This is a genomic window from Nostoc sp. (assembly GCF_036919575.1).
Taxonomy (GTDB): domain Bacteria; phylum Cyanobacteriota; class Cyanobacteriia; order Cyanobacteriales; family Nostocaceae; genus Nostoc.
The window spans coordinates 19,733-41,744 of sequence record NZ_JBALBY010000014.1 but is presented as its reverse complement, the minus strand read 5'-3'; the positions used below and the strand labels follow the sequence as shown (position 1 = coordinate 41,744).

The 22,012-nt window shown below is 43.5% G+C and carries 18 protein-coding genes; 3 read left to right on the top strand and 15 right to left on the bottom strand.

The window, feature by feature from the left end:
• Nucleotides 1-253: 253 nt before the first annotated feature.
• Entirely contained in the window at nucleotides 254-838 is a 585-nt protein-coding gene (locus V7K27_RS05040) for an NB-ARC domain-containing protein (protein ID WP_334944921.1), read from the bottom strand.
• Entirely contained in the window at nucleotides 807-1,154 is a 348-nt protein-coding gene (locus V7K27_RS05035) for a hypothetical protein (RefSeq protein WP_334944919.1), read from the bottom strand. Before V7K27_RS05035 ends, V7K27_RS05040 begins: the two co-directional genes overlap by 32 nt.
• A 231-nt stretch (nucleotides 1,155-1,385) precedes the next feature.
• On the opposite strand from V7K27_RS05035, the gene V7K27_RS05030 reads away from it, so the two are divergent.
• Complete coding sequence (locus V7K27_RS05030; RefSeq protein WP_334944917.1) at nucleotides 1,386-1,532, top strand: hypothetical protein; 147 nt, start codon at nucleotides 1,386-1,388, stop codon at nucleotides 1,530-1,532.
• Nucleotides 1,533-1,807: 275 nt separating this feature from the next.
• On the opposite strand, the gene V7K27_RS05025 is transcribed toward V7K27_RS05030, so the two are convergent.
• The 7 genes from V7K27_RS05025 to psaK form a co-directional block, all read right to left on the bottom strand.
• A complete protein-coding gene (locus V7K27_RS05025) occupies nucleotides 1,808-3,298 on the bottom strand; it encodes a saccharopine dehydrogenase C-terminal domain-containing protein (RefSeq protein WP_334944915.1) in 1,491 nt (496 codons plus the stop codon).
• A gap of 198 nt (nucleotides 3,299-3,496) precedes the next feature.
• Nucleotides 3,497-4,252 carry a hypothetical protein gene (locus V7K27_RS05020; RefSeq protein WP_334944913.1) on the bottom strand — a complete coding sequence of 252 codons (756 nt, stop codon included), beginning with the start codon at nucleotides 4,250-4,252 and terminating at the stop codon, nucleotides 3,497-3,499.
• Entirely contained in the window at nucleotides 4,252-5,484 is a 1,233-nt protein-coding gene (locus tag V7K27_RS05015; RefSeq protein ID WP_334944911.1) for a glutathionylspermidine synthase family protein, read from the bottom strand. Before V7K27_RS05015 ends, V7K27_RS05020 begins: the two co-directional genes overlap by 1 nt.
• Nucleotides 5,481-6,116, bottom strand: a complete 636-nt coding sequence (locus V7K27_RS05010; RefSeq protein WP_334944909.1) for a hypothetical protein — start codon at nucleotides 6,114-6,116, stop codon at nucleotides 5,481-5,483. Before V7K27_RS05010 ends, V7K27_RS05015 begins: the two co-directional genes overlap by 4 nt.
• A gap of 1,090 nt (nucleotides 6,117-7,206) precedes the next feature.
• Nucleotides 7,207-8,031, bottom strand: a complete 825-nt coding sequence (locus V7K27_RS05005) for a class I SAM-dependent methyltransferase (RefSeq protein WP_334944907.1) — start codon at nucleotides 8,029-8,031, stop codon at nucleotides 7,207-7,209.
• Between the two features lie 302 nt (nucleotides 8,032-8,333).
• On the bottom strand, nucleotides 8,334-9,530 hold the full coding sequence (locus V7K27_RS05000) for a site-2 protease family protein (protein ID WP_334944905.1): 1,197 nt from the start codon (nucleotides 9,528-9,530) through the stop codon (nucleotides 8,334-8,336).
• Between the two features lie 298 nt (nucleotides 9,531-9,828).
• The gene (gene psaK / locus V7K27_RS04995; RefSeq protein ID WP_334944903.1) at nucleotides 9,829-10,083 is read right to left on the bottom strand and encodes a photosystem I reaction center subunit PsaK; all 255 of its coding nucleotides are present in this window, start codon (nucleotides 10,081-10,083) and stop codon (nucleotides 9,829-9,831) included.
• Nucleotides 10,084-10,205: 122 nt separating this feature from the next.
• Between psaK and V7K27_RS04990 the strand changes: the two genes are divergently transcribed.
• Entirely contained in the window at nucleotides 10,206-10,862 is a 657-nt protein-coding gene (locus V7K27_RS04990; RefSeq protein WP_334944901.1) for a phosphoribosylanthranilate isomerase, read from the top strand.
• An 89-nt stretch (nucleotides 10,863-10,951) separates the two neighbouring features.
• Here the strand turns inward: V7K27_RS04990 and folE are convergent, their stop codons facing one another.
• The 5 genes from folE to V7K27_RS04965 form a co-directional block, all read right to left on the bottom strand.
• Nucleotides 10,952-11,659: a GTP cyclohydrolase I FolE gene (gene folE / locus V7K27_RS04985; protein ID WP_334944899.1), complete on the bottom strand. Its 708-nt coding sequence runs from the start codon at nucleotides 11,657-11,659 to the stop codon at nucleotides 10,952-10,954.
• 269 nt (nucleotides 11,660-11,928) lie between these two features.
• Nucleotides 11,929-12,654: an SDR family oxidoreductase gene (locus V7K27_RS04980; RefSeq protein ID WP_334944897.1), complete on the bottom strand. Its 726-nt coding sequence runs from the start codon at nucleotides 12,652-12,654 to the stop codon at nucleotides 11,929-11,931.
• 355 nt (nucleotides 12,655-13,009) lie between these two features.
• A complete protein-coding gene (locus tag V7K27_RS04975) occupies nucleotides 13,010-13,990 on the bottom strand; it encodes an acetyl-CoA carboxylase carboxyltransferase subunit alpha (protein WP_334786046.1) in 981 nt (326 codons plus the stop codon).
• Between the two features lie 141 nt (nucleotides 13,991-14,131).
• Nucleotides 14,132-15,151, bottom strand: a complete 1,020-nt coding sequence (locus tag V7K27_RS04970) for a long-chain acyl-[acyl-carrier-protein] reductase (RefSeq protein ID WP_334944895.1) — start codon at nucleotides 15,149-15,151, stop codon at nucleotides 14,132-14,134.
• Nucleotides 15,152-15,307: 156 nt separating this feature from the next.
• The gene (locus V7K27_RS04965) at nucleotides 15,308-16,006 is read right to left on the bottom strand and encodes an aldehyde oxygenase (deformylating) (protein ID WP_334944893.1); all 699 of its coding nucleotides are present in this window, start codon (nucleotides 16,004-16,006) and stop codon (nucleotides 15,308-15,310) included.
• Between the two features lie 178 nt (nucleotides 16,007-16,184).
• Here V7K27_RS04965 and V7K27_RS04960 point away from each other — a divergent pair, with 178 nt between their 5' ends.
• Nucleotides 16,185-17,012, top strand: coding sequence for a carbohydrate ABC transporter permease (locus V7K27_RS04960; RefSeq protein ID WP_334944891.1), 828 nt, complete (start codon nucleotides 16,185-16,187; stop codon nucleotides 17,010-17,012).
• A 75-nt stretch (nucleotides 17,013-17,087) separates the two neighbouring features.
• Here the strand turns inward: V7K27_RS04960 and V7K27_RS04955 are convergent, their stop codons facing one another.
• Nucleotides 17,088-21,950: a CHAT domain-containing protein gene (locus V7K27_RS04955; RefSeq protein ID WP_334944889.1), complete on the bottom strand. Its 4,863-nt coding sequence runs from the start codon at nucleotides 21,948-21,950 to the stop codon at nucleotides 17,088-17,090.
• Between the last annotated feature and the right edge of the window lie 62 nt (nucleotides 21,951-22,012).

Below are 22,012 nucleotides of genomic sequence, written 5' to 3'. Positions count from 1 at the left end.
GACGTAGTATATCACGTACTTACATTTTACTCACTTTAAACTTGAAGTTTTAATAATTTCCCAAGTATTGGATCTGAACGGTTGTGCCTTCGGTAAAGAAGTAGGCGATATTGCCTTCATGTAAGTCCCGAATGGAGGTGGCGGCAATTTTCAAAGCTAGGGGATTACCACCGTAACACTCAACTAGTTGGCGGGTTTCGTCTTCGGAGCCTGATAGCCCTTTAAGTGTCAGAATTGTTTGTCCGGCTGCGACTTATAATCCTGATAAACTAAGGGTACGAACTGGCAAACCATCACCTTCGGTGGCGGCGACTTCGGTAGGTTTTTCCCGACTGGTCAGCAGGACACAGCTTTGATGCTTAGTTTCTCCTAATCGCCACAGGAGTTCACCGTAGGGTTCGTAGCCCTCACGGTAACAGCCTGTCCCTTTACCTTGCTGCAATAATGTGTCGAAATTATCCAGAATCAGCAAGCATCGAGATTTGCGGAGGTACTCGATTAAACAAGTAATTTGCTCATGAGGGGAAGCGGGCAATGTGGTAACTTGTTGATGAGAAAGGATTTTGATGCACTCCGTCACCTTGTCATGGAAAAAAGGTGCGTGCCGCAGCGATCGCCAAATGACATATTCAAATTCTTCCTGCAATTGTTCTGCTATCTTCACTGAGAGGGCGGTTTTGCCCATGCCACCCATACCTAGCAGTGTGACTACACGAGTGCGATGGCTTCGCCCGCCGCAGGCATCGCGCACAATCCATTGGCTGAGGGTTTGTAATTCAGCAGTACGCCCATAGAATTGGGAAACGTCAATTGCTTCCCCCCAGTTTGTGTAGTTCATTCGTGGAGGGTTGAAAGTTTAAGGAGGCGTTTGTGTCCTTTTGTTGCTGTGCGATTCGTTTCAGTACTCTGTGCAGATTATTTTTGGTAACTTTTTCTCCTAAAGCTTGAGAGAGCGATCGCCATAGTTCCGAACCAACGTCTTTGATGTAACCAGCATCATAATCGGACTCTACAGCCATCTCTGAGTACGTCTGTCCTGCCCAAGATTGACGTAAGACAATCTGTTGAACTTTTGTTAAGCGTCCCTGTGGCAATAATTGTTCGACTAGTGCGTAGGCGTAGCCCGTCGCAGACATCGCTTCTTCAGCCGTCATTTATTTCCGTGACAATACTAAATTAACTACGATATTCGCACTATAAGCTTTATTTATTCAAAAAAATTACGTAAATATACTTAATATCTCCGCCACTTGCACATAGAGTCGGGTTGTCAGAGGCACAAATCCTCAATAATCGATTTATAACTTCGTCTGACCCACCCGACAAGTTGATTTAAGTGCATCCTTGACAGATTAAGATCATAAATAATTTGTCAATAAGTAATAGTGCTTAAAATTTTGTTAAAAACGGGGGTAGAATACAACGATCGAGGCGTGGCAATACTGGCGCTGGAAGACTGCATAAAACATGGAGCAGGAGTTTTAGTAGATAAAATTGATGAATATCAAAAGAGGAAACTGGATGATGTGTAAATCTCAGTAGTAGCAACTCAAGTTTCGTAGGCGATCGCAAACTACCACTTAAGGAATAAAATCCCCTCCAGGAATAAAAAATGGAGGGGAAGATGCTAAATAAAACAATTGCGATCTATGCGCTTCCCCGACGACCTTCTCAAAGCGATCGGACATATTGAAACCAGGTTTTACTTTCAATTTGCATCAAAAATTTCAACTTCAATATTCTAAAAAAGTGTTTTCAACTACCTAGAGCAATCCAATGATGATTCACCCTCGTATATTTGTGCGATTCACCGCACTAAAAAGTTATCGAATTGCCACGGGTCATTCCAATCTAGCCAGGGTTCAGGAAACAGAAGTGTAGACGAGTAGGGGCTTGTCGCTAGACATCGACCTTGCAAAGGAGTCCAGTTAGTAGGTACGCTGACCATCCGACCCAGATAGGGACGGGCAATTTGTAAAATTTCATTATGGGGTAGTTGTTCTGGCTCTCGAAATCCCGCTTGCGGATGGCGGACAGCCCAAACTGCGGCAGCGATAACCCCAGCACACACCTGTACAGTAGTGGCATTATGACCGGGAAGAATCTGGCGAGCCTCTTCGATACTGAGTTGGGAACCATACCACCAACCATTGCAAGGATGACCAAGTAACAAAACTCCCAGTTCATCTCTACCAGTCACAATATCTTGATTCAAGACGCGTAGTTTTTCGTGAGGTTGTCCACCTCGCATCATAACTTCCCGCAAGCTGGCGATCGCATCATTAGTCGGATGATAAGCAAAATTTACCGTGGGTCGATAAAGCAGTTGTCCGTCTTGCCAAAGGCTAAAATAGTCGCTAATTGTAATTGTCTCACTGTGGGAGAGCAGCAACCCTTCGATGGCACCGCCCAAAGGTAGCCAAGAGCGAATATAAGTTGCACCGCCGGGACGCTGTAAATATATAGCATTACCAGAACCAAACTCGAAGCAAGCTGCATTTTCTGGCAGGTGTTTTTCATGAGTACCCCACCCAATTTCAGCTGGGTAGTAAGCCTCGGCGAGAAAACCCCAGATACTCCAGGTATTGACAAACTCCTCCAGTTGCTTGGGGCGGGAAGAAATTTGTGTATCTCGCTCGGAAATTTGGATAACTTTGACACCACAAGATCGGGACATAGTTGCCCAACTTGTCTGGTCAGTTGGCCAGATTTGTGGTAGTTTCATAATGCTGGCAATATCTAGCAAAGCGGCTTTGACAAAGTGGCTCACCAAGCCGGGATTAGCTCCGTGGGCGACAATTGCCGTAGCTCCCGCAGAAGCGCGAGTTTTAGCCAGATGGCGCAGTGTCTGGTGAAAAAAGTAATGGGTTCGTTTCCAAAGAGGGATTTTTATATCTTCAAATTGGTCTGCCCACGGTTCAATACTGGAATCCACGTAGAGAATATCGTGAATTTGACACCAGTCAAGAATTGTGATACTATCTACCCCGACAGTGAGATTAATCAGCAAGTCTCCAGGCGATAAGAGTTGCTGGAGAGTAGAGGTAAGATTATCGGGAGTCAGGCGAAGTTGAAGGTAACAAATACCCAACCTAGCAAACCGGGCAAATTGCGCCCGGTGTTTCTGTGCGTCCACAACAGTCACCTGTGCCATCGACATTTCAAAGTGACGCAGAAGCAGAGATAACAGTCCTTGACCCACAGTACCGAAGCCTAGCAACACCACTCGACCGCCGAAAGTTACTTTTTCAACTGCGATCGCGCTTACAAATAGCCGATGCCAGAGAGAATGGATCATATTGTGTCCGGTGAAAAGAGGCAGGGGGCAGGGGGAGCAGGGGAGGAAGAATATAGTTCAGTTGAGCCACAAAACCCTCATGTAGAGACGCGATTCATCGCGTCTGAAAGACCAATAATCTACACCAATACCCCTTAACTGAACCGTATTGCCTCATACCCCGCTTTTAAAGTGGGTGGTCTTTTAACTCAACACTCTTCATCCACCGCCAGTACTAGATTCATCAGGAATCACCGAACCGAAGCCACCTGCACTGTTGCGTCTGAGAAACAGCAGCGTTAAGGCACGATACCAGAAATATCTAAACCAACGAGGGCGACTGACGCTCAAAGGTACAGGTTGACCTGACAGCGAGGGATTCTGCCTGAGTAATTGAATTCCCTGTTGTTGCCAGAGTAACAAGACGTGCGCGAGGTCGGACTCAGGTGTATTGTTTCTTTGTAGCAGCACTACCCTCTGGATACCCTGAGATAAAAGAAACTTGGCAGACGGAAAATCCTGGGGAAATACTAACCAGCGGTTATCAAAATCCCCTGGAGAAGGTTTTGAAGTATCCCGCATTCGGTTGGCATCAATCAAAAATGCCGGCGGAGCAAGTAAAGGAAGCTGCAATTGTTGCAGTATCGGCGTTGCACTCACCAAGCTATCTATAATCGCTCCCATTGGAATGATTGCATTAACACCTTCACAGCAATTATATAAAGGGACGGGTCGATAGCCCCGTTGGGCTAAAGCAACGCCTAACTCAACCGACTCTATTCCCGGTAAATTTACCAGTACAAATGTGCTGCGATCGGGTGTAGGAATGCAATCAGTATTCATGCTGAACTCATTTCTGGGAACGACAGCAGCAACACGACTCTCAGTCAATTGGCTAAAAACTACTGGTTTAGCCCAACGCGACCAAACTACTTCCTTATCTGCCCAGATAGCAAAAAATTCTCTTGGTTGCATTATTCCCCTACTGCTTTTTGAGCTTGAGTTAGGATAGCCACATCCTGGGCAGTTGCGTCGATTAGCGGTCTGCTACCCAAGCGACCATAAGCCCCAGCCGCACGACCATTAATTGTGTAGACTCCAATGCAAGGATAGAAATAGCCTTCTGCGGTCAACAAAGGTATTATTTCAAATCGACGCTGTGCCACCCATTTTTCTGGATGTTGTTTGGCGCTTTGTTGAATCTTTAGCCAATCCTTTTTTTCGGTTACTCCCAAAATACCGATGTTCTCTCCAATGCGACCCAGAGCCGGTTTGAGTACCCATGCTTCATCCTTCAGGTCGCGGACTTGCCGGGGGTCACAAGTTTCTGGCAATAAGGAACGCCAAGTTGGTAGTTGTGTTTTCAGGGCATCCCACACTAAGGGAAACCTCTTACTCTGGGTAATTAAGGCAGAGGTAGGGTTACACTGAGGGATTTGCACCGAACCAAATAGGTGCTGCCAGCCAGAGGCTTTGGGTAGATTGGGCAACCACTCCACAGGAAAAAATCGATACAGGAAATCAATTGATGTTGGGGAATGGTGGTTAAGTAACAACGGACACCCTCCCTCCCACCGAAGTTGGGCAGGACTAATTAGATAAGTTTGCAAGCCGACTTGCTGGAAATGCTGCGCCAGATAAGTCATCACCTGACGGTCATCAGTATAAGCAGTGGCATGGGCGAGAGCAACATGAGCGCCCTCACCAACAGATTCCCGAATGGCGGTAGCTAGGGCTAGGGCGGGGTTGCCCAAGGGGGTGGTTTGTGAATAATGTAGTGCCATTAAGTAAGTAAAGCCAGAAGCTTCAATGTAACCACTGGGAACATCCGAATTGGCCTCAGAAATCCGCCAGTCCTCAGTGGTGAAGTGAAAATCAAACCGGATTACCCGCACTCCTTTGGGCGATGTCTGGATAGATGGATGCTGCCATAATTTCTGAATCGCTGGCGGTAGATTTAAGTGTTTTTGCAGATGAGGTTGGAGTAAAATTTCTTGTTCAGCAGCGAGGGTTTCCGAAGCTAATTTTTCAGCCAGTTGCGCCAACTCAAGCCATGTTTCCAGGTTCAAAAGCAGGGGAAAGTTGGCTAGAGTTGCAACGTCTTCAACTTGAGGGTCCCATTTACAGCAGTCAAAAATGGTCTGTAGCCTTACTTCTTCAAACAGCGTTGCGGACATCGGTATCTCTGCTTGCCAGGGTGGCTTCATATTCTTCCTCCCCAAACTAAAATACAGAGAATGCCACCGCCTATATAAGAGAGAAATGGAATTAAACCGTGGGTGGTAATGGGTAGGAATGGCCGCTTTGCCGTTGGTTGACAAACTTTCTCAACCATTATTGCCGCGATCGCTAAAATCACCGCAGACCAGCCATGCTTGATAAAATCAACTGTAGTCGCACCCAAAGATTCCCATTCTCCGGCAACAGCCCAACCCAAAATTGCCCCAGACGCTACTAAAAAACCAGCCAGACGCAAACCGGATGCGCTGTCTCTGTCAATAGCGATCGCTTCAGAAATGTGCGTGAAAAATTCTAGAACCAGCCATAACAAAAACCATGCACCTGTAGATAGCATTGCCGAATAGACAACAGTCCACCAGCCAGGTCCATCTCCAATGTTTCCACCAGCAAAGCAGAGGGTAACACCAATTAAAGCACCGCTAATACCACAGGAAGCAGCTATGTTCTGCCTTTCTATCGCATCATCACGAACACTTAAGCCACAAAATAGAAAGGCTTCTACAGCTATTCCCAACCAAGTAGTTCCCATCACTAGGTAGAAAATCAGATAGAAAGCATCATTGCGGACATCCTTTGATGCCCAAAATCGCAAAATCAAAAAAAGGATTCCCACACAGATAATAGGAGTTAGGAGTAGAACAAAGCGATACTTAAGAGTAGAAGCCAGTTTCGTGACCGATAGGATAGAAAAATACCATTTAGGCCATATTACCCAACTAGCTACTGTCAAGATCCCGAACAGTAAACCCTCCATTGAAACCTCTCCTACCTGTAGTTACAAATAAAGGCAGAAGGCAAGGATGGAAATAAAAAACTTCACTTGTGGGTTCATTGCCCACTCAAAAAACAAGATTTATACCTCGCGCTGTTCTAAGGTATAAAGCATCGACAGCCTAAGTCCCACGTTGAAAAACGTGGGAACACAGCTAGCTGTCCTCAGACAAGCGTACTTCTGCCTTATGAATAAGTATACTCACAGACCACAGTTAGTCGGAAATATAGCAGGTATGTGTATGCCTACGGCTGTAAACTACGCACTTTCCATTACATGATTATTTTGGACGATGCCTACGGCGGTAAACTACGCGATTATTTCGAGTTGAGGTGAAATGTTTTTCACCAAAAAGCCTTATGTCTAATGTTTTGAGACATTTTCTAGCGTCGAACTTAGGTTTAAAAAATAAAAAAGGTAGGATTTCCTACCTTTTACCCAAAAAAAGCATTTTGTAACCAAATACCAAATTAAATATCGCACAAGCTTTTGACATGTCTATTGCAAAACTATGACGAGTGTATGACGTTCAACAAAACAGAAATATTGGTGTCAGTCGTCAGAATACAGGAAAGGTATTCTGACCGAAAAAGCGGATAGCGCAGTCAGCCGTGTCCGTGTTCGCGTAGCGTCTCGTAGAGAGCGTCTGAATAAACGGGTTTAAGACAAGAGGCACCAAATTCAAAATTTGGTGGCGCAGCAATCGAGCGGTGGTAACAGAGCTTGTCCTTCTCTACGAGACGCTACGCGTAGCTTGCTTCCCCGTAGGGGTACGGCAGGCTCAGGGGAACATCATCTGTGAGAGGTTAAGAAAAAGTACATTTTGTCAATCAGCTAAAATACTCAAATATTTTTAAATAAAAATGATCATCGTAGCAGGTGTCGTTCGCACCCTCGCAGACATTTGTGCAATTCTCTAACCTCTCACGGGTGCTTTGCGGGCAACATGAATAGCAGAAAGAAACGAGAGTTGTACGCTATCTCCAAATTTTTCTAGCTTCTGGCGCAATCCTGCAAATAGTAACTCTTTCGCTTGTGGCTCTAGTCTCCGAAAGGTACTTAAAAGCTTGAGGTAGTCATCAATGCTATAGGTGACTTCGCATGCAGTTTGCTCGACAACCAACTCTTTAAAACAATTGGAGTCTAAAATCTCTTGTCCAAACCCCCTCAAAATCTCCGCTTGAATCTGGGCACCTTCATATCGAACAAAGGAGGGCGCATAAGCTTGATACACTTCCTCTAGAACTTGGTAAACTTCGTATTTCGGTTCTGGGGTCAGATTCCATAACAGGATAAGAAAACCGTTATCGCACATTGCCTCTGCTGCCTTGGTATATCTAATCTCTGGCGGTATCCAGTGAAAGGCATTGGCAGATAGAACGGCATTGAACTGTTTTGCTTCTAGTTCCCACTCCTCAAATGAAGTATTGCAAATTGTCACTTTTGGATATCGATCGCAGTTGTATTGTGCCAAACGACAAAAATCCTGGTTTGGCTCAATACACGTCATTGAAAAACCAAATTGAGCAAAAGCCACCGTCGCATTTCCTGGACCACAACCAACTTCAAGAATCGATGCATCTGAGTCAAGTTGGGCTAAAGCGACAGACCGATCAATTAGTTTATGTGGATAGTTCGCTCTTGCGTTGTAATAAACATCAGCAACGGGAGAATACCAAGTCCTTCGCTGTTCCAAATCTATAGAAGCTCTGGCATTTATTTCTTGTCTAAAGTCTTGCATAAGCTAGGACGTGTCAGCGATGAAGTCCAATTTCATTTTAAAACCAGCAAGGGATCTGTCAAAATTTTTATTCAGGTTATTTTGAGTATTTTAACTGATTGACAAAAGGCACTTTATCTTAACCTCTCACGAATAGCGCAACACTTGCCCTCAGCTTGTCGTACCCCTACGGGAAAGCAAGCTACGCGCAGCGTTTCTAAGAGTTGGGTCGAAGTGTGTGTCTAAATCCCCCACTCATTGATTCTGACTTCTGAATCCTGACCGGAGGCGGAGCGTCTCCGGCTCCGCTCCTGAATTCTAGTTTAATTTGTAATTGATTTCGCTATTCCTCCCAATTGCAACCCAGGCGGATAGCTACCTTCTTCTTTGATCCGCTTAATTTCGGCATCCGTTATTCGCAAATTTAACTTTTGTGCTAGCGATCGCACAATATCTCCCCGATCAATTACACCAGCTACAGCGCCAGCCGGAGAAAGTACGGTAATTCGAGGTAACTGCTCATTTTCTAGCTGATTAATTACCTCAGCTATCGATGTTGCTTCAGTAACAGTGGGTATTTCTGTCAGGGGATGCACAATGCTGTGTAAAGTTTGGGTTTCCCATTGACTCCTTTCGGTTAAACGGAAATCGTCAATGGAAACTAGACCCCGATAACGTCCATCAGAAGCAGCAAAATAAACCTGTGAGGGAGTGGTTTCCAATAGGTATAAATCGGCAAAGGAGCGCAATGTCTGGTCAGCATCAATTACCCGAAAATCACGGGTCATCGCATCAGCCGCCACTACCTTGAGTAGACTTTCTTGCAATGTAGTCATGCTGTCATAGCTGTTGGCGTTGCGGACAGCAAACCAACCTAATAGCGCCATCCACAAACCAACTACTAACTCTCTAGTCACAAAATCTACAACAAATCCGAAAGCGATCGCACTATAACCCAAAATTTGTCCCGCCTTTGCAGCCCAGTGTACAGCTTGAAAGCGATTACCTGTTATTTGCCATAGTGCTGCTTTTAACACTTGCCCTCCATCTAGAGGTAAGCCGGGAATCAGGTTAAATAGAGCCACCACCAAGTTAATTCTCGCCAAATCTCCAACCATGACACTGAGGGGACTAGTATCAGGTATCACATTAGTTACCAACTCGAGCAGCAAAAATAGTCCGATACTCACCAGAGGGCCAGCGATCGCTACTTGAAAGGCTTTGAAAGGAGTTTTAGATTCTTCTTCAATAGCAGCAATCCCGCCAAATAGAAATAGGGTAATTGAATTAACTTTAATACCTTGCGATCGGGCTACCAAGCTATGACCCAACTCATGTAACAACACCGAACCAAATAGCAGCAGTGCCATAACTATTCCAGCACTCCAAGCTATAACAGTCCCCCATTCTTGATAAGCTACCCCAAAGTTGAGAGTTGCCAACCCTAAAATCACAAACCACAACGGGTCTAAAAACAGGGGAATTCCAAATAAAGACCCAATTTTCCAATTTGTTTCCATTACATTGTCCTAAAACTAGATATCGCCAGTATTTTTTTATACTGCAATAATTGCGTATATACTTAAACATATATTTCTGAGCATCAATTCGGTAATGACAAGTTAGGAAATGCTCTTATTTCTAAGATAGACAATTAATGCCTGTAAGCAAAACTCTGGAGTGGGGCATTGGGCATTGGGCATTGGGCATTGGGCATTGGGCATTGGGCATAAGTTATTTATTCCCAATGCCCAAAATCGTTTTTAGGAGTTTTGTCTTGATCGTGGCGTTACAACCAACGCCTCTCTCATCGCAAAACTATAGACGACCGATGTTAGTCAGTCCTAAAACGATGCCAACGCCAATAATATGACCAAAAGCCATCGCAGCAACGAATGTTGGAATACTAATCGGCAGGATCGGGAACTTGGGGCCAACTAGGGGTTTTTCAATCTTAGTACTTAGTAAAACCACTACTAAGCTGCTGACGCTGATGATGATTGCCACTGTGGGATTCCACGCAGGTGTTGCGGGAACAGATGCAGCAGCTGCTAGTAAAATAGAGGAAATCAAGCTTTTGTCTCCTAAATGGAAAAGTTAATCTAGACCTACAAGATTATAAAATTACAAGGTCGCAAAAGTTTTTTAGATAGTTTAGACTTTTGTGATGATTATTTTAAATTTGTCAGATTTTCATGCGCGTTAAGATTTGCGGCATCACTCAACCACAGCAGTCTATAGCGATCGCCTCTCTGGGCGCAACGGCACTAGGATTTATTTGTGTGCCAACATCACCTCGCTACGTGACTACATCCCAAATTCGGGTAGCAGTGGCAGAACTCCCGGCAAATATTGACACAATTGGTGTTTTTGCCAACGCGAGTATTCCCGAAATCAGTCAGATAGTTGTTGATTCTGGATTGACTGGTGTCCAGTTACACGGAGATGAATTACCAAATTTTTGCTACCAGTTACGTCAAGCTTTACCCAATGTCGAAATTATTAAAGCACTGAGAATTCGTAGTCTTGAGCATCTTGACACAGCGATCGATTACATTAAATACATAGATACTTTACTACTTGATGCCTACCATCCCCAACAACTTGGTGGTACAGGTAAAACCTTAGATTGGAGAATGCTAGAGCAATTTAACCCCAATTGCTCTTGGTTTTTAGCTGGGGGATTAACAGCAGATAATATTGTAGAAGCTTTAAGTCAGGTTAGTCCTAGCGGCGTTGATTTATCTAGTGGTGTGGAACGTTCACCAGGAGATAAGGATTTAGATAAAGTAGCCAAGTTGTTTAATAAATTGGGGAGTAGGGAGTGGGGAGTGGGGAGTAGGGGGAGATGAGGAAGGGACAGCAAACAAATAATTAATTATTATTCCCCCTCATCCCCCTCATCCCCCTCATCCTCCTCATCCCCCTCATCCCCCATTTCTTAAAAAAATGCTGCTTGGTGGCGAATCAAGTTAAAAAATTCTTCGCGGGTTTTATGATCCTCTTGGAACACACCAACCATTGCGCTAGTGACAGTCCAAGAACCTGGTTTCTGGACACCCCGCATCACCATGCACATATGGCTAGCTTCCATCACTACTGCGACGCCTTGAGGTTCCAGAATGGTCTGAATTGCTTCGGCAATTTGACGGGTTAACCTCTCCTGCACTTGCAAACGACGGGAATACATCTCAACAATGCGGGCCAGCTTACTCAGTCCCACAACTTTTTGGTTGGGGATATAAGCAACGTGCGCTCTACCCATAAATGGCAGCATATGATGTTCGCACAGACTAAAGAAATTAATATCTCTAACTAGTACCATCTCGTTATGCCCTTCATCAAAGATGGCATCGTTAACTAGTTCTTCAAGGGATTGGTTGTAGCCACTGGTAAGAAACCGCATTGCCTCGGCCACTCGCTTGGGTGTTTTGAGGAGTCCTTCGCGTTCGGGGTCTTCGCCAACTCCCAATATTATTGTCCGCACGGCGTCCTTCATTTCCTCCATCTGTTCCTCTGTTGGCGGGAACACATCTGCTTGTCGCCCGTTATGAGTATTGCGATCGGGTCTAGGAGTTATGGCTTCTGCCAAGTCGGGAATCAGAGGCGATTGAGAGCAATTGGAACCGTTTGAACTAGCGATAGTCATGATTCAGTCTTGGTTATGGTTTGAATTTAGTTATGAGTTATGAGTTAAGAGTTATGAGTTATAAGTTATGAGTTATGAGTGGAAAAATTTCGCGTTGCCCAATTGCACTATGAATCTGGATGTTCAGACAGGATATATAGTGTCTCAACAAAGATTTTGATATCAAACAAAATCATGTTCATACTTTTATTCAGCAACACCAAAAACTCTAACTCCCAACTCCTAATTCCTAATTCCTAACTCTTAACTCCTAACTCCTAACTTTGCGATTAGAGTGCGCCAGCACTGGGCATTAGGATCAATTCATCAATAACTGCCTGTTGTGGTAACAGAACTGTGTAGAGAATTGACTGAGCCACAATTTCCGGGGTTAACATTTTGGAACGGTCTAAGTCGGCATGGACTGTTTCTGTGTCCCAAAGTTCGGTATTGACTGCGCCCGGACAAATAGCTGTGACACGAATGCCGTGGGTGCGTTCTTCTTGTGCCAGGGTTTGAGAGAGGGCAATCAAACCAGCTTTGCTGACACTGTATGCTCCCCAACCGGGAAAGGGTTGCTTGGCGGCAATTGAGGTGACGTTGATAATTGTGCCTGTGCCCCGATCGCGCATTGAAGGTAAAATCCCCACAATGCACTGAAACACACTGGTAAGATTCAAGTCAATTACCTGCTGCCAGTCTTCTAGGGGAGTTTCGCTCAAAGTAGCTGTATAGGCAAGGCCCGCACTGTTTACCAGAATGTCTATATCACCAAAGTCAAGGGCGATCGCTTGGATCTTTTCTTTTACTTGTGACAGCCGCGCTAAATCTACAACGTAAGCTTTCGCTTTCACCCCAGTATGCTCGACTGCTTGTTTTACCGCCTCTAACTTATCCCCAGACCGGCTGACTAAGGCGACATCTATTCCCGCCTTCGCAAAGGCTAAAGCCGTTGCTTTCCCGATTCCACTACTTGCCCCAGTAATCAGGGCGCGTCGTTTTTGCTCAACACTCATGGTGTCTCCCAATTTTTTGGCAATTCCCAAAGCCTATTACCATCCAATTATTCACACTTCTCGGTTTGGATAGATTAAAGGAATCTAAAAATCTGATGATTTGCATTAAGCAACTGCTATAATTCAGTGCAACAGTTGGCGTATTGTGGGTTTTATCCAGTGAAGACAACAAATCATCGCCTGGAAAACCACGCCGTACACTCAAATTAAATTACTTAAAAATACAAAACCCACTCAATCAAATTGAGTAGATTTGCCGGAGATGCAAATGCCTATGGCTAGATTGTTAAAAATCTTTAAGCACATAGGCAATTATAGCATTGCTGCTTTGCTAATCAATCATTATGAAGTGTTGTTAGTGGGCAACTTCTGTAAAAACACCAATTTTGCGGAATTTTTCATAGCGCAGTTGGCGGCGTTCTGGAGCGGTTAAACGATTGAGTTCGTCCAAATTTTCTAGCAGCACTTGCTTGAGAGTGGTGGCGGCTTTTAATGGGTCAGAATGAGCGCCACCAGTGGGTTCAGGTAGTATTTGGTCGATAATTCCCAACTTTTTCAGGTCGTGGGAAATAATTTTCAGAGCAACGGCGGCTTGGGGAGCCTTAGCAGCATCTTTCCACAAAATGGCGGCGCAGGCTTCGGGGGTGGCGACGGTATAAACGGAGTGTTCAAACATGAGTAGGCGATCGCCTACGCCAATACCGAGTGCGCCGCCGGAACCACCTTCACCAATGACTGTGCAGATAATTGGCACATCTAAGCAGAACATTTCCCGCAAGTTGTAAGCGATCGCTTCTCCTTGACCTTGATGTTCTGCTTCTACCCCAGACCAAGCTCCGGGCGTGTCGATAAAAGTTAGTATCGGCATACTAAACTTGTTGGCGTGTTCCATTAAGCGCATGGCTTTGCGGTAGCCACCAGGGTAAGGCATTCCAAAGTTACGGGCAATATTGTCTTTAGTATCACGACCTTTTTGATGACCCAACATCACCACAGGTTGTCCACTCAGACGACCGACACCACCAACTAAAGCCGGATCGTCACCACCAGTGCGATCGCCATGCAATTCCATCCATTCATCACTAATAGCCTGAATGTAATCGAGAGTACTGGGGCGACGCGGATGACGAGCGACTTGCAATCGCTGGGACGGGGATAGACTAGTGAAAATTTCCTCACGTAGCTGCATGGCGCGTGCTTCTAGTTGACGAATTTGACCAGAAACATCGACGCCATTTTCTTCTGCAAGTTGCCGAATTTGATCAATTCGGGTTGCGAGTTCTGCTAGGGGTTTTTCAAAATCTAACAGTAGCGGTTTACGCTCGGTAGTTGCCATCGTAGGGGTTATGAATTACGAGTTATAAGTTATCTATCCTTTGTCCTTTGTCCTTTGTCAGTTGTCCTTTGTCCTTTGTCCTTTGTTATTTGCCAATGACTAATGACTAATGACCAATGACTAATGACCAATGACCAATGACTAAACCAGCAGTGGTCTAAATCCATGTTTTACTGATACCCGACCAATCTGCTCCATTTTGTCTACGGTAATCTGATTCCGTCCCCACGAAAAGTTCGTGTATAACTTCTCAAATTCCAGCAGCATTGATTCGGCAAAACAAGCAAACAACTGGCGGGCTGGCACGTCCATATTGACGATTTTCATAATCTTCCAGTCAATATCCAGGGAATGCTCTACAATTCCACCATTTAACACGTATACACCAGGATGCTGAATTTTCGTCGCTAAGTTTTTAGGATAGCCACCATCAATCAACAAACAGGGTTGTTTCAAAGTAGTAGCGTCAATTTCCACACCTTTGGGCATACTGGCAACCCAAACTACAACATCAGCTAGGGGCAGTGCTTCTGTCAAACCCATGATTTTTCCTCGCCCCAGTTCGCTTTGCAACTCTTTAAGACGTCCTTGGTCACGGGCTATCAACAAAAGTTCTTTGACATCTGTTCTTGCATCTAGCCAGCGTGTAACTGCACTACCAATATCCCCAGTTGCCCCACATATAGCAACAGTTGCTTTTGATAGATCAATTCCCAGTTGTTTCGAGGCTTCTTCCACCTGCTTACAAATGATGTAGGCAGTATGCGTGTTTCCTGTGGTGAAGCGTTCAAAATCTAGTTTAATGTTGCGGACTTGGCTAAACTGCTCTAACTTAAAGTTTTCAAAAATAATTGAGGAAAATCCGCCTAAAGCTGTGATGTTAATACCATGCTTCTGTGCATGGGCCATAGCGTTAAGGACTTTGCGTGTTGCGGCTTTGATGCGACGACTCGCTAGCATCTCCGGCAAAAAGCAAGATTCTACATACCGTCCTTCAATTTTTTGCCCAGTTATGCTGGTGACAATAATGCTATCGACAATTTGCGGCGGGGCGCTGCACCAAAAGTCTAGCCCTTGATCGGCATATTCTGGGTATCCCAATTCTTGAGCTACCGCTTGAGCGTGTTCTAAACTAGCGAGATGTCCAATTAGACCAAACATGTAGTGATTATTAAGCTTATGCTGTCTTGAGCGCGTGGAATTTAGTAGAGTGAGGAGTTAGGAGTTAGGAGTTAGGAGTGGAGCCGGAGACGCTCCGCCTCCGGTTAGGAGTACGACTGATAATTCCTCCCTGAGCATTCCTCACTCCTAACTTTTTTAAGCGGCTATGAGTCCATAGGCTGACAACCGCATAATATCGCGTGTTGTGAAACCGATATTACTTAATGCTTCACCGTACTGAATCATAAAGGCTTCTACCAAAGCATCTTTTTCCATTGCCATTGTGTGGGCATCTTTCTCTACTTCGTTGAGCATTCTCCAAACGATGGGTAGGTTTTGGCGGTTTGCAAGTTCAAGTTCCGCTTTGGATTCTGTAAAATGTTCTTTCAACCAAACTTCTCCAAAGTTGAGGTGGCTATATTCTTCTTTTACTACTCCCTCAGTGATTTTGCGGGCGAAATCGTCGGCGACGTTGATATAATTTTCGTATGCTGCGATCGCAAAACATTCAATAATTAAAGACTGAATCAACAAGCAAGTAACGACCTTGCCTTCGGCGGCCGCTGTTTGAAAATTTTGGTGTAGTCCAGAGAAAAACTCCTTGGCAAATTGCAAATCTGGGGTAACATGCAAATTCCGCCCACAAGCTTCAAATCCTTTTTTGTGGCGGCTTTCCATCTTAGAAAGGCGAAGCAAGTCATCATGAGATTCCGGCAGCAGTTGGGCTAATGTGATGTAATTCTCATGGGCTTCTTGTTCCCCTTCAATCACGATCGCATTAATCCGGCTATAAGCATCTTTGTATGTTTCGCTCTGGAAATCTAATTCTTTAAATTGGTCTGCTAGCTGCTGCATGGTATGTTTACTCCTGTAAACCTGAATTATTTGACACCAGAATTCAATTTACCCTATGAACTGAGGGTAATAATCACTGTGGTTTAATTTAACTTAACAAGTAACTATGTTTATAGATTAACTGTTGCTGGGGGCGATGCTCTAGTACTAGCCAAACAAATGCTTTGCAGCTCAAATTATGTCCAAACCAAACCCGAATCTGAAATCTGGCGATTTTTTGAGCCTAGTAGTCTTACTGCTAGGGGCATTGCTCGTTCTACTACCACTGTTTGTGGTCTTTCTCACCTCCTTTGCACCAACCGCCGCCAGCCCAGAAAATTTGTCCAAAAATAACTGGTCTTTAGCTAATTATCGCGCTGCATGGCAACAGGGAAAATTTTTACTGGCGTTTGCTAATTCTACCTTGGTAGCGATCGCTGTGACGGCGTTTCAGATTGTCACTTCTGCTTTAGCGGGTTACGCCCTCGCACGGCTGAAGTTTCGGGGACGCCAAGCCCTGCTATTAGTCGTTTTAGCAACTTTGGTGATTCCCTTTCAGTTATTGGTGATTCCCATATTTTTGGTTTTGAAGTGGGGACACCTGATAAATACATACTGGGCGCTGATTTTACCCACTGCTGTCAACGGCTTTGGCATTTTCTTGTTACGTCAGTATTTCCAGACAATTCCCGTAGAGTTAGAGGAAGCCGCAGCTATAGACGGGGCGAACCGACTGCAAATTTTGTGGCGAGTGATGTTACCTTTAGCCCGTCCCGCCTTGGTGACGTTGTTTTTGTTCACCTTCATCGGCGAATGGAATGATTTGTTTAAGCCTCTGGTATTTACGACACGACCGGAATTAAGGACGGTGCAGCTGGCGTTGGCAGAGTTTCAAGAGCAATTTACGAATAATTGGCCCTTGATGATGGCAGCAGTGGCGATCGCAACAGTTCCAGTGATGGTATTATTTCTCATCGGTCAGCGTCAGTTTATTCAGGGTATTGGCACCACGGGGATTAAGAATTAGCCGGGAGGCTGGCGGTGAGTCAAAGCCCGCCTGAGATTGAAATCTAACGCTAATAGCTAAAGATCCGCGACTTCATCAATTTAACCCGGAACAGGTGAAAGCTGCCCAATAATAAGGATGAGAGAAAGGTTTGGACTCTCGACAAAAAGATTCCAAATCTTTTTTTGCTCGATAAATTAGTTTTCCGATCTGGTCATGTTTTTTATATTTTTCATCGCATTGTTCATATATTTGAGAACTATGCGAATGAGTATCCCGTTCTTGTTGAGTTTTTTTACGCAGCCTGTCGGTTTCCTTGCCTTTTTGCGTCAAAAAAGAACTCAACTTCGGTTTGTAAATGTTGGTAAGAGTTTCACCTGTAAGGGTACGCAGTTCAAATTGAGCTTTTTTAATTGACTCTAATCGTTTGTTTCCCTGATGTCGGTATTGATAGTAAAATAGTGAAAACAGTGCTGTTGCCAAGTCATCTACTGTCCAGAGTGTACTGATAACACTTCTCGCACCAGCACAAAGAAAACCTGTTGAAAGAGTTAAAATATCGTCGGTTATTTCAGCCTTACCTAAACCAGTTTCACAGCAAGATAGAAATACATCTTCTAACTGAGGAGTGCGCCAACTTGGAGTTAATAACTGACTCAAAGTAATATGGCCATCTGCGAGAATTAATGCTGATTCTAGAGGATTATCGAGCCGCGATCGCGCATGATGACTAGAATGAATTACTTGAACTTTTTGTATCAGTTGACGATACTTGCTGACACTAGCTTGCTGACTACCTTTTAAACGTTGATTATCAGGAATATCATACAAATTTGCTAGTTGTTCTCCTTCCCAACTAGCGTAGGGTAAATCTTCAGTAGCATCTTCAACAATACCATAGTTCATAAGACTACTTAGTGAGGGGCGGTTGTGACAAAATTCTAAAATTTGGCAGCTAGGAACGTAACGAATGAAAAATTTATCTCCCAGATATTGACTTTCTGCAATTGGTAAAGCAGCAAAAGGAATTTGATGTAATGCCCGATGAGGAATAAGAATCAATTCATCAATATTTCTCAGATGTTGTGCAATTAAATCATTTAACTTTAAGACTTCAGCTAGTTCTGCTATTAAAAAACTAAATTGCTCTTTCCAAGTATCTTTGTGATGAAGATATTGCTCTAACCAGGGAGTTAAAATCGATGATTCTAAAGTTTCAAATCCCAATCCAGTACAAGTGTGCAAAGTAATTTTGCTTTGCTGTATGACAAAAATATGGGTGTCATTCGAGGTAATATAAAAGCTCAGAATAGCTGTTGTAGGCAGTTTAATTAGCTGCTGTATGGATGATAAATTCATGGGATTTACTTGAATTTGACCAGCCAGGACAGGATCTAGACGGCGCATTTGTTCCCAAATTTGCTGTTTGTCAGCTTCAAAATCTGCAATTATTTGGTTATAAGCTTCGATAGCAGCGCGATTCTGTGGGCTTTTACCGAGATTATTATCATCCAAATTACTGCTATTATAATGTTGTCTTAGTTCATTATCAATCTGCTGTTGTATAGCTTCAAAATCTTGTAAATACTGTTGAATTTCAGCAGGAATTTCACCATCTGAGTAAAGGTCATTACTTGCCATTAAATCTACGAGTCGTTTTGAGCGAGAACGTTCGATATATTCAACAGCTTTATTCAGTTGTTTATTATTAATACAAGCTTGCACCATCTTTTGGTAAACATGGAGAGAATTACCTAAGATTTCTTGACGGCGTAATTCTGAAATTGCCCAAATGCGACTGGTTTCTACAGCTTCAATCGCCATACTATAGCCCCTAATAGCTTCAGCCCAATCACTAATATCAAAAGCAGTATTTCCCAGCATTTGTCCTGCTTTTAGGCATTCTGTGGGAAAAGCGGTAGGAGTGAAGATTTTTAAAGCTGAACGATAAGAGGTAATTGCTGCTTCTATTTGCTGTTTTTCTAAGAAGACATTTCCTAAATTCATCTGAGTCATCGCCCACTGTCGGGGAAATTCATCTTTGGTTAAGACTTGTAAAGCAGATTGATTAGCAGCGATCGCCTTTTCTAAATTTTCGCTCCTATCCCCATGAATTCGGTGAAAAGAGGCATTAGCCAAATAGGCATTAGCCAAATTCATGTGTACTTCTGCCCAATTTGTGGGAAAGGCTGCTTTTGTGTAGACTTGTAAAGCAGATTGATTAGCAGCGATCGCTATTTCGACATTTTCTGCTGCATCACCCCTAATTCTCTGGCGATAGGCAGAACCGATATTAAATTGAGTTTGCGCCCAAAGTTCTGGGAAGTCTTCACGAGTACGAATGGAAAGAGCATTTTGATAACAAGCGATCGCTTTTTCTAAATTCTCAGCTTTGTCACCTGTAGTGCGATGGCTTTGCCGGCCGCAGGGATCGCGGTAAACAATACCTAGATTATTTTGGATTTTTCCCCATCCTTCAGGAGATTGATCGCGAGTGAAAACCTGCATCGCAGCTTCACCAGCCTTAATCGCTAGTTCTGCATTCTCTACCTGATCGCCACGAATCCGATAACCATAAGCAATGACCAAATTACTTTGAATTTCTGCCCATTCTTCAGGAAACTTTTCACGGTTACAGAATTGTAAAGCATTGTGTAAGTAAGAAAGGGATTTCTCCAGGTTTTCTGCTTGCTCACCTTTTATTCGACGGTGGTAAACATTGCCCAAGCAGAATTGACACATCCCCCATGCTTCTCTTAAAGCTTCGCCAGTCAAAATTTTAGAAGCAATTTCATACCCTGTAATGGCAATCTCTAAATTATTAGCTTCTTTACCGTGTCGAAATTCTTTAATTAGAAGGCTTAAACCTATAAGACTGGCAGCAATATCTTTTGCATACTCTGGTGCTACTTCAGATAACATAGCTTCTGTCTTTAATCGCAATACATTAGCAAAACGTTCATCGAGTTTGTGTTTGTTTGCTTCTATTAAGGGGTCTAATTCTTTAAAGTTTTCTTGTTTTTCTAATATTCCTTCAAATAGCTGAATATACAATAGTTCGCGGATCGCATCTTGAATGCTTCCCCATTGTTTAGGAAAATCTTTCTTGGTAAAAACAGTAGCAGCTACTTCATAACCTGTAACAGCAATTTTTAAGTTAATTGCTTTATCACCTTGTGGAAACTCCCGAATCAAATTACTAAAACTTAAAATAGTTGTAGCAATTTTAAGAGATTGCCCTGGTGTCATCTGTCCGAAAACATCTTCAAGCCTTTGCAAGTGCTGAACAAATTGTTCATCTAATTTGTTCAGGTTATTTTCTAGTATTTGATATACAGCTTGTGCCTCGCCATTGCTTTCGCTTGTTGCTTGTAATACCTGTTCAAGAAATTGCGAATTTGAGGAAATTTGCTGAAATTCATCAGTATCGAAAAAAGTTAAAAGATGTTGAAAACCAGAACGTTCTGCATATTCCCTGGCTTTATCTCGTTCCCCATTGGTGATGCAAAAGACCACCATATTTGTGTAGGCAAATATCTCTTCAGGAATTTCTTGTTTCTGAGAAATTCCAGCCCAATGACGGCTTTGTTCAACAGCTTCAATGGTAACAGCATAAGCTTCAAAAGTTTCTGCTTTCATGCCAGCAGCCAAGGCTGTTTTACCTAAACTTAATCCAGTTTTTATGCAATCTCTGGGGAAATTAGTGGGAGTGAAGACTTGCAAAGCAGCATGAAGACAGTCAAGTGCCTCAGTAATTTGACTAGCTTCATAATAGGCATTTCCCAGATTGCTTTTTGCTCTTGCCCATCGTTCAGGATAATCAGAAATGGTATAAACTTCTAAAGCGTTAATATATGCTGAAATCGCCTTTTCTAGATTCTTTTGTTTATTGCCTATAATCCTTTGAGTGTAGGCAGTACCAAGGGTAAATTGGCTACTAGCCCAATAATAGGGTGATGCCGAACGGGTACGTACTTGTAGCGCGACTTGATAACAAGCGATCGCCTTTTCTAAATTCTGTGCCTTATCACCCTGAATTCTACAAAGGTATGCATTCCCCAAATTATTTTGAAGAGTACCCCAAAGTTCAGGAAGTTGAATGCGGTTAACAACTTTTAAAGCAGTTTCATAACAAGAAATTGACTTTTCGATATTTTCAGCTTTGTCTCCTGTAATCCTATCTGTATAGACAAGACCGAGATTATTTTGCAGTCTCGCCCACTCTTCGGAAAAAGCGTCGCGGGTGTAGATAATCTGGGCATTATTACAAGCAACAATTGCCTTTTCTTGGTTATCGGCGCGATTTCCTCGAATTCGATGGCGGTAAGCTGGTGCTAAATTAGTTTGGATATTAGCCCATTTTTGTGGAAACGCTTCACGGGTAAAAATGGTAGCAGCAACTTCGTACCCTGTAATCGCAATCTCTAAGTTGATATCCCTCTTACCCAATGGAAATTGATAGATTAGAGTGCTGAAATCACTAATTACTGTTGCCACCATCTCTGCTGTTTCTGGTTTAGCATTCGGCAAAGTAGAATAAGCCCAGTTATGAATCTGCTGAACAAATTTTTCATCCAGTTTGTCTTTGTTTGCTTGCAGCAGACTGTAGACAACTTGCGGGTTGCCTTGGCTTTCTATAATTGTCTTACATATCTTATCTAAAAGAGGGGGGATTTTTACAGAGTTTGCTCTCTGTGATGCACTTTTGCTCGCATCTGTTGCAGTGGTAACACTTTTAAAAAATGGTGCATTGGGCAGATGTTTGGCAATATGGATTAAATAATCAGCTAAGTTCTGGTTTCCTTGCTGTGACATCATAGTAGATATCTGCTTAATCGCCTCTACTAACCCATCATCAATTAAGTCAGGATGTGCCATCAGAATCTTTGGCTCTTCTCCATCACGACAGGTTAGCAAATGGTTAATTAGTCTGTAATAATCTTCGCTACGTTGTTCCATTGTTGTTTAAATATTTTAGATTTCAAGGGTTGTTACAGGTATGTTACCCATTCCCACCAAAA

Excerpts from the sequence above, each read along its gene's own strand:
- V7K27_RS05040 (WP_334944921.1), bottom strand. The coding sequence starts at position 838 with ATGAACTACACAAACTGGGGGGAAGCAATTGACGTTTCCCAATTCTAT.
- V7K27_RS05035 (WP_334944919.1), bottom strand. The coding sequence starts at position 1,154 with ATGACGGCTGAAGAAGCGATGTCTGCGACGGGCTACGCCTACGCACTA.
- V7K27_RS05025 (WP_334944915.1), bottom strand. The coding sequence starts at position 3,298 with ATGATCCATTCTCTCTGGCATCGGCTATTTGTAAGCGCGATCGCAGTT.
- V7K27_RS05020 (WP_334944913.1), bottom strand. The coding sequence starts at position 4,252 with ATGCAACCAAGAGAATTTTTTGCTATCTGGGCAGATAAGGAAGTAGTT.
- V7K27_RS05015 (WP_334944911.1), bottom strand. The coding sequence starts at position 5,484 with ATGAAGCCACCCTGGCAAGCAGAGATACCGATGTCCGCAACGCTGTTT.
- V7K27_RS05005 (WP_334944907.1), bottom strand. The coding sequence starts at position 8,031 with ATGCAAGACTTTAGACAAGAAATAAATGCCAGAGCTTCTATAGATTTG.
- V7K27_RS05000 (WP_334944905.1), bottom strand. The coding sequence starts at position 9,530 with ATGGAAACAAATTGGAAAATTGGGTCTTTATTTGGAATTCCCCTGTTT.
- V7K27_RS04990 (WP_334944901.1), top strand. The coding sequence starts at position 10,206 with ATGCGCGTTAAGATTTGCGGCATCACTCAACCACAGCAGTCTATAGCG.
- folE (WP_334944899.1), bottom strand. The coding sequence starts at position 11,659 with ATGACTATCGCTAGTTCAAACGGTTCCAATTGCTCTCAATCGCCTCTG.
- V7K27_RS04980 (WP_334944897.1), bottom strand. The coding sequence starts at position 12,654 with ATGAGTGTTGAGCAAAAACGACGCGCCCTGATTACTGGGGCAAGTAGT.
- V7K27_RS04975 (WP_334786046.1), bottom strand. The coding sequence starts at position 13,990 with ATGGCAACTACCGAGCGTAAACCGCTACTGTTAGATTTTGAAAAACCC.
- V7K27_RS04970 (WP_334944895.1), bottom strand. The coding sequence starts at position 15,151 with ATGTTTGGTCTAATTGGACATCTCGCTAGTTTAGAACACGCTCAAGCG.
- V7K27_RS04965 (WP_334944893.1), bottom strand. The coding sequence starts at position 16,006 with ATGCAGCAGCTAGCAGACCAATTTAAAGAATTAGATTTCCAGAGCGAA.
- V7K27_RS04960 (WP_334944891.1), top strand. The coding sequence starts at position 16,185 with ATGTCCAAACCAAACCCGAATCTGAAATCTGGCGATTTTTTGAGCCTA.
- V7K27_RS04955 (WP_334944889.1), bottom strand. The coding sequence starts at position 21,950 with ATGGAACAACGTAGCGAAGATTATTACAGACTAATTAACCATTTGCTA.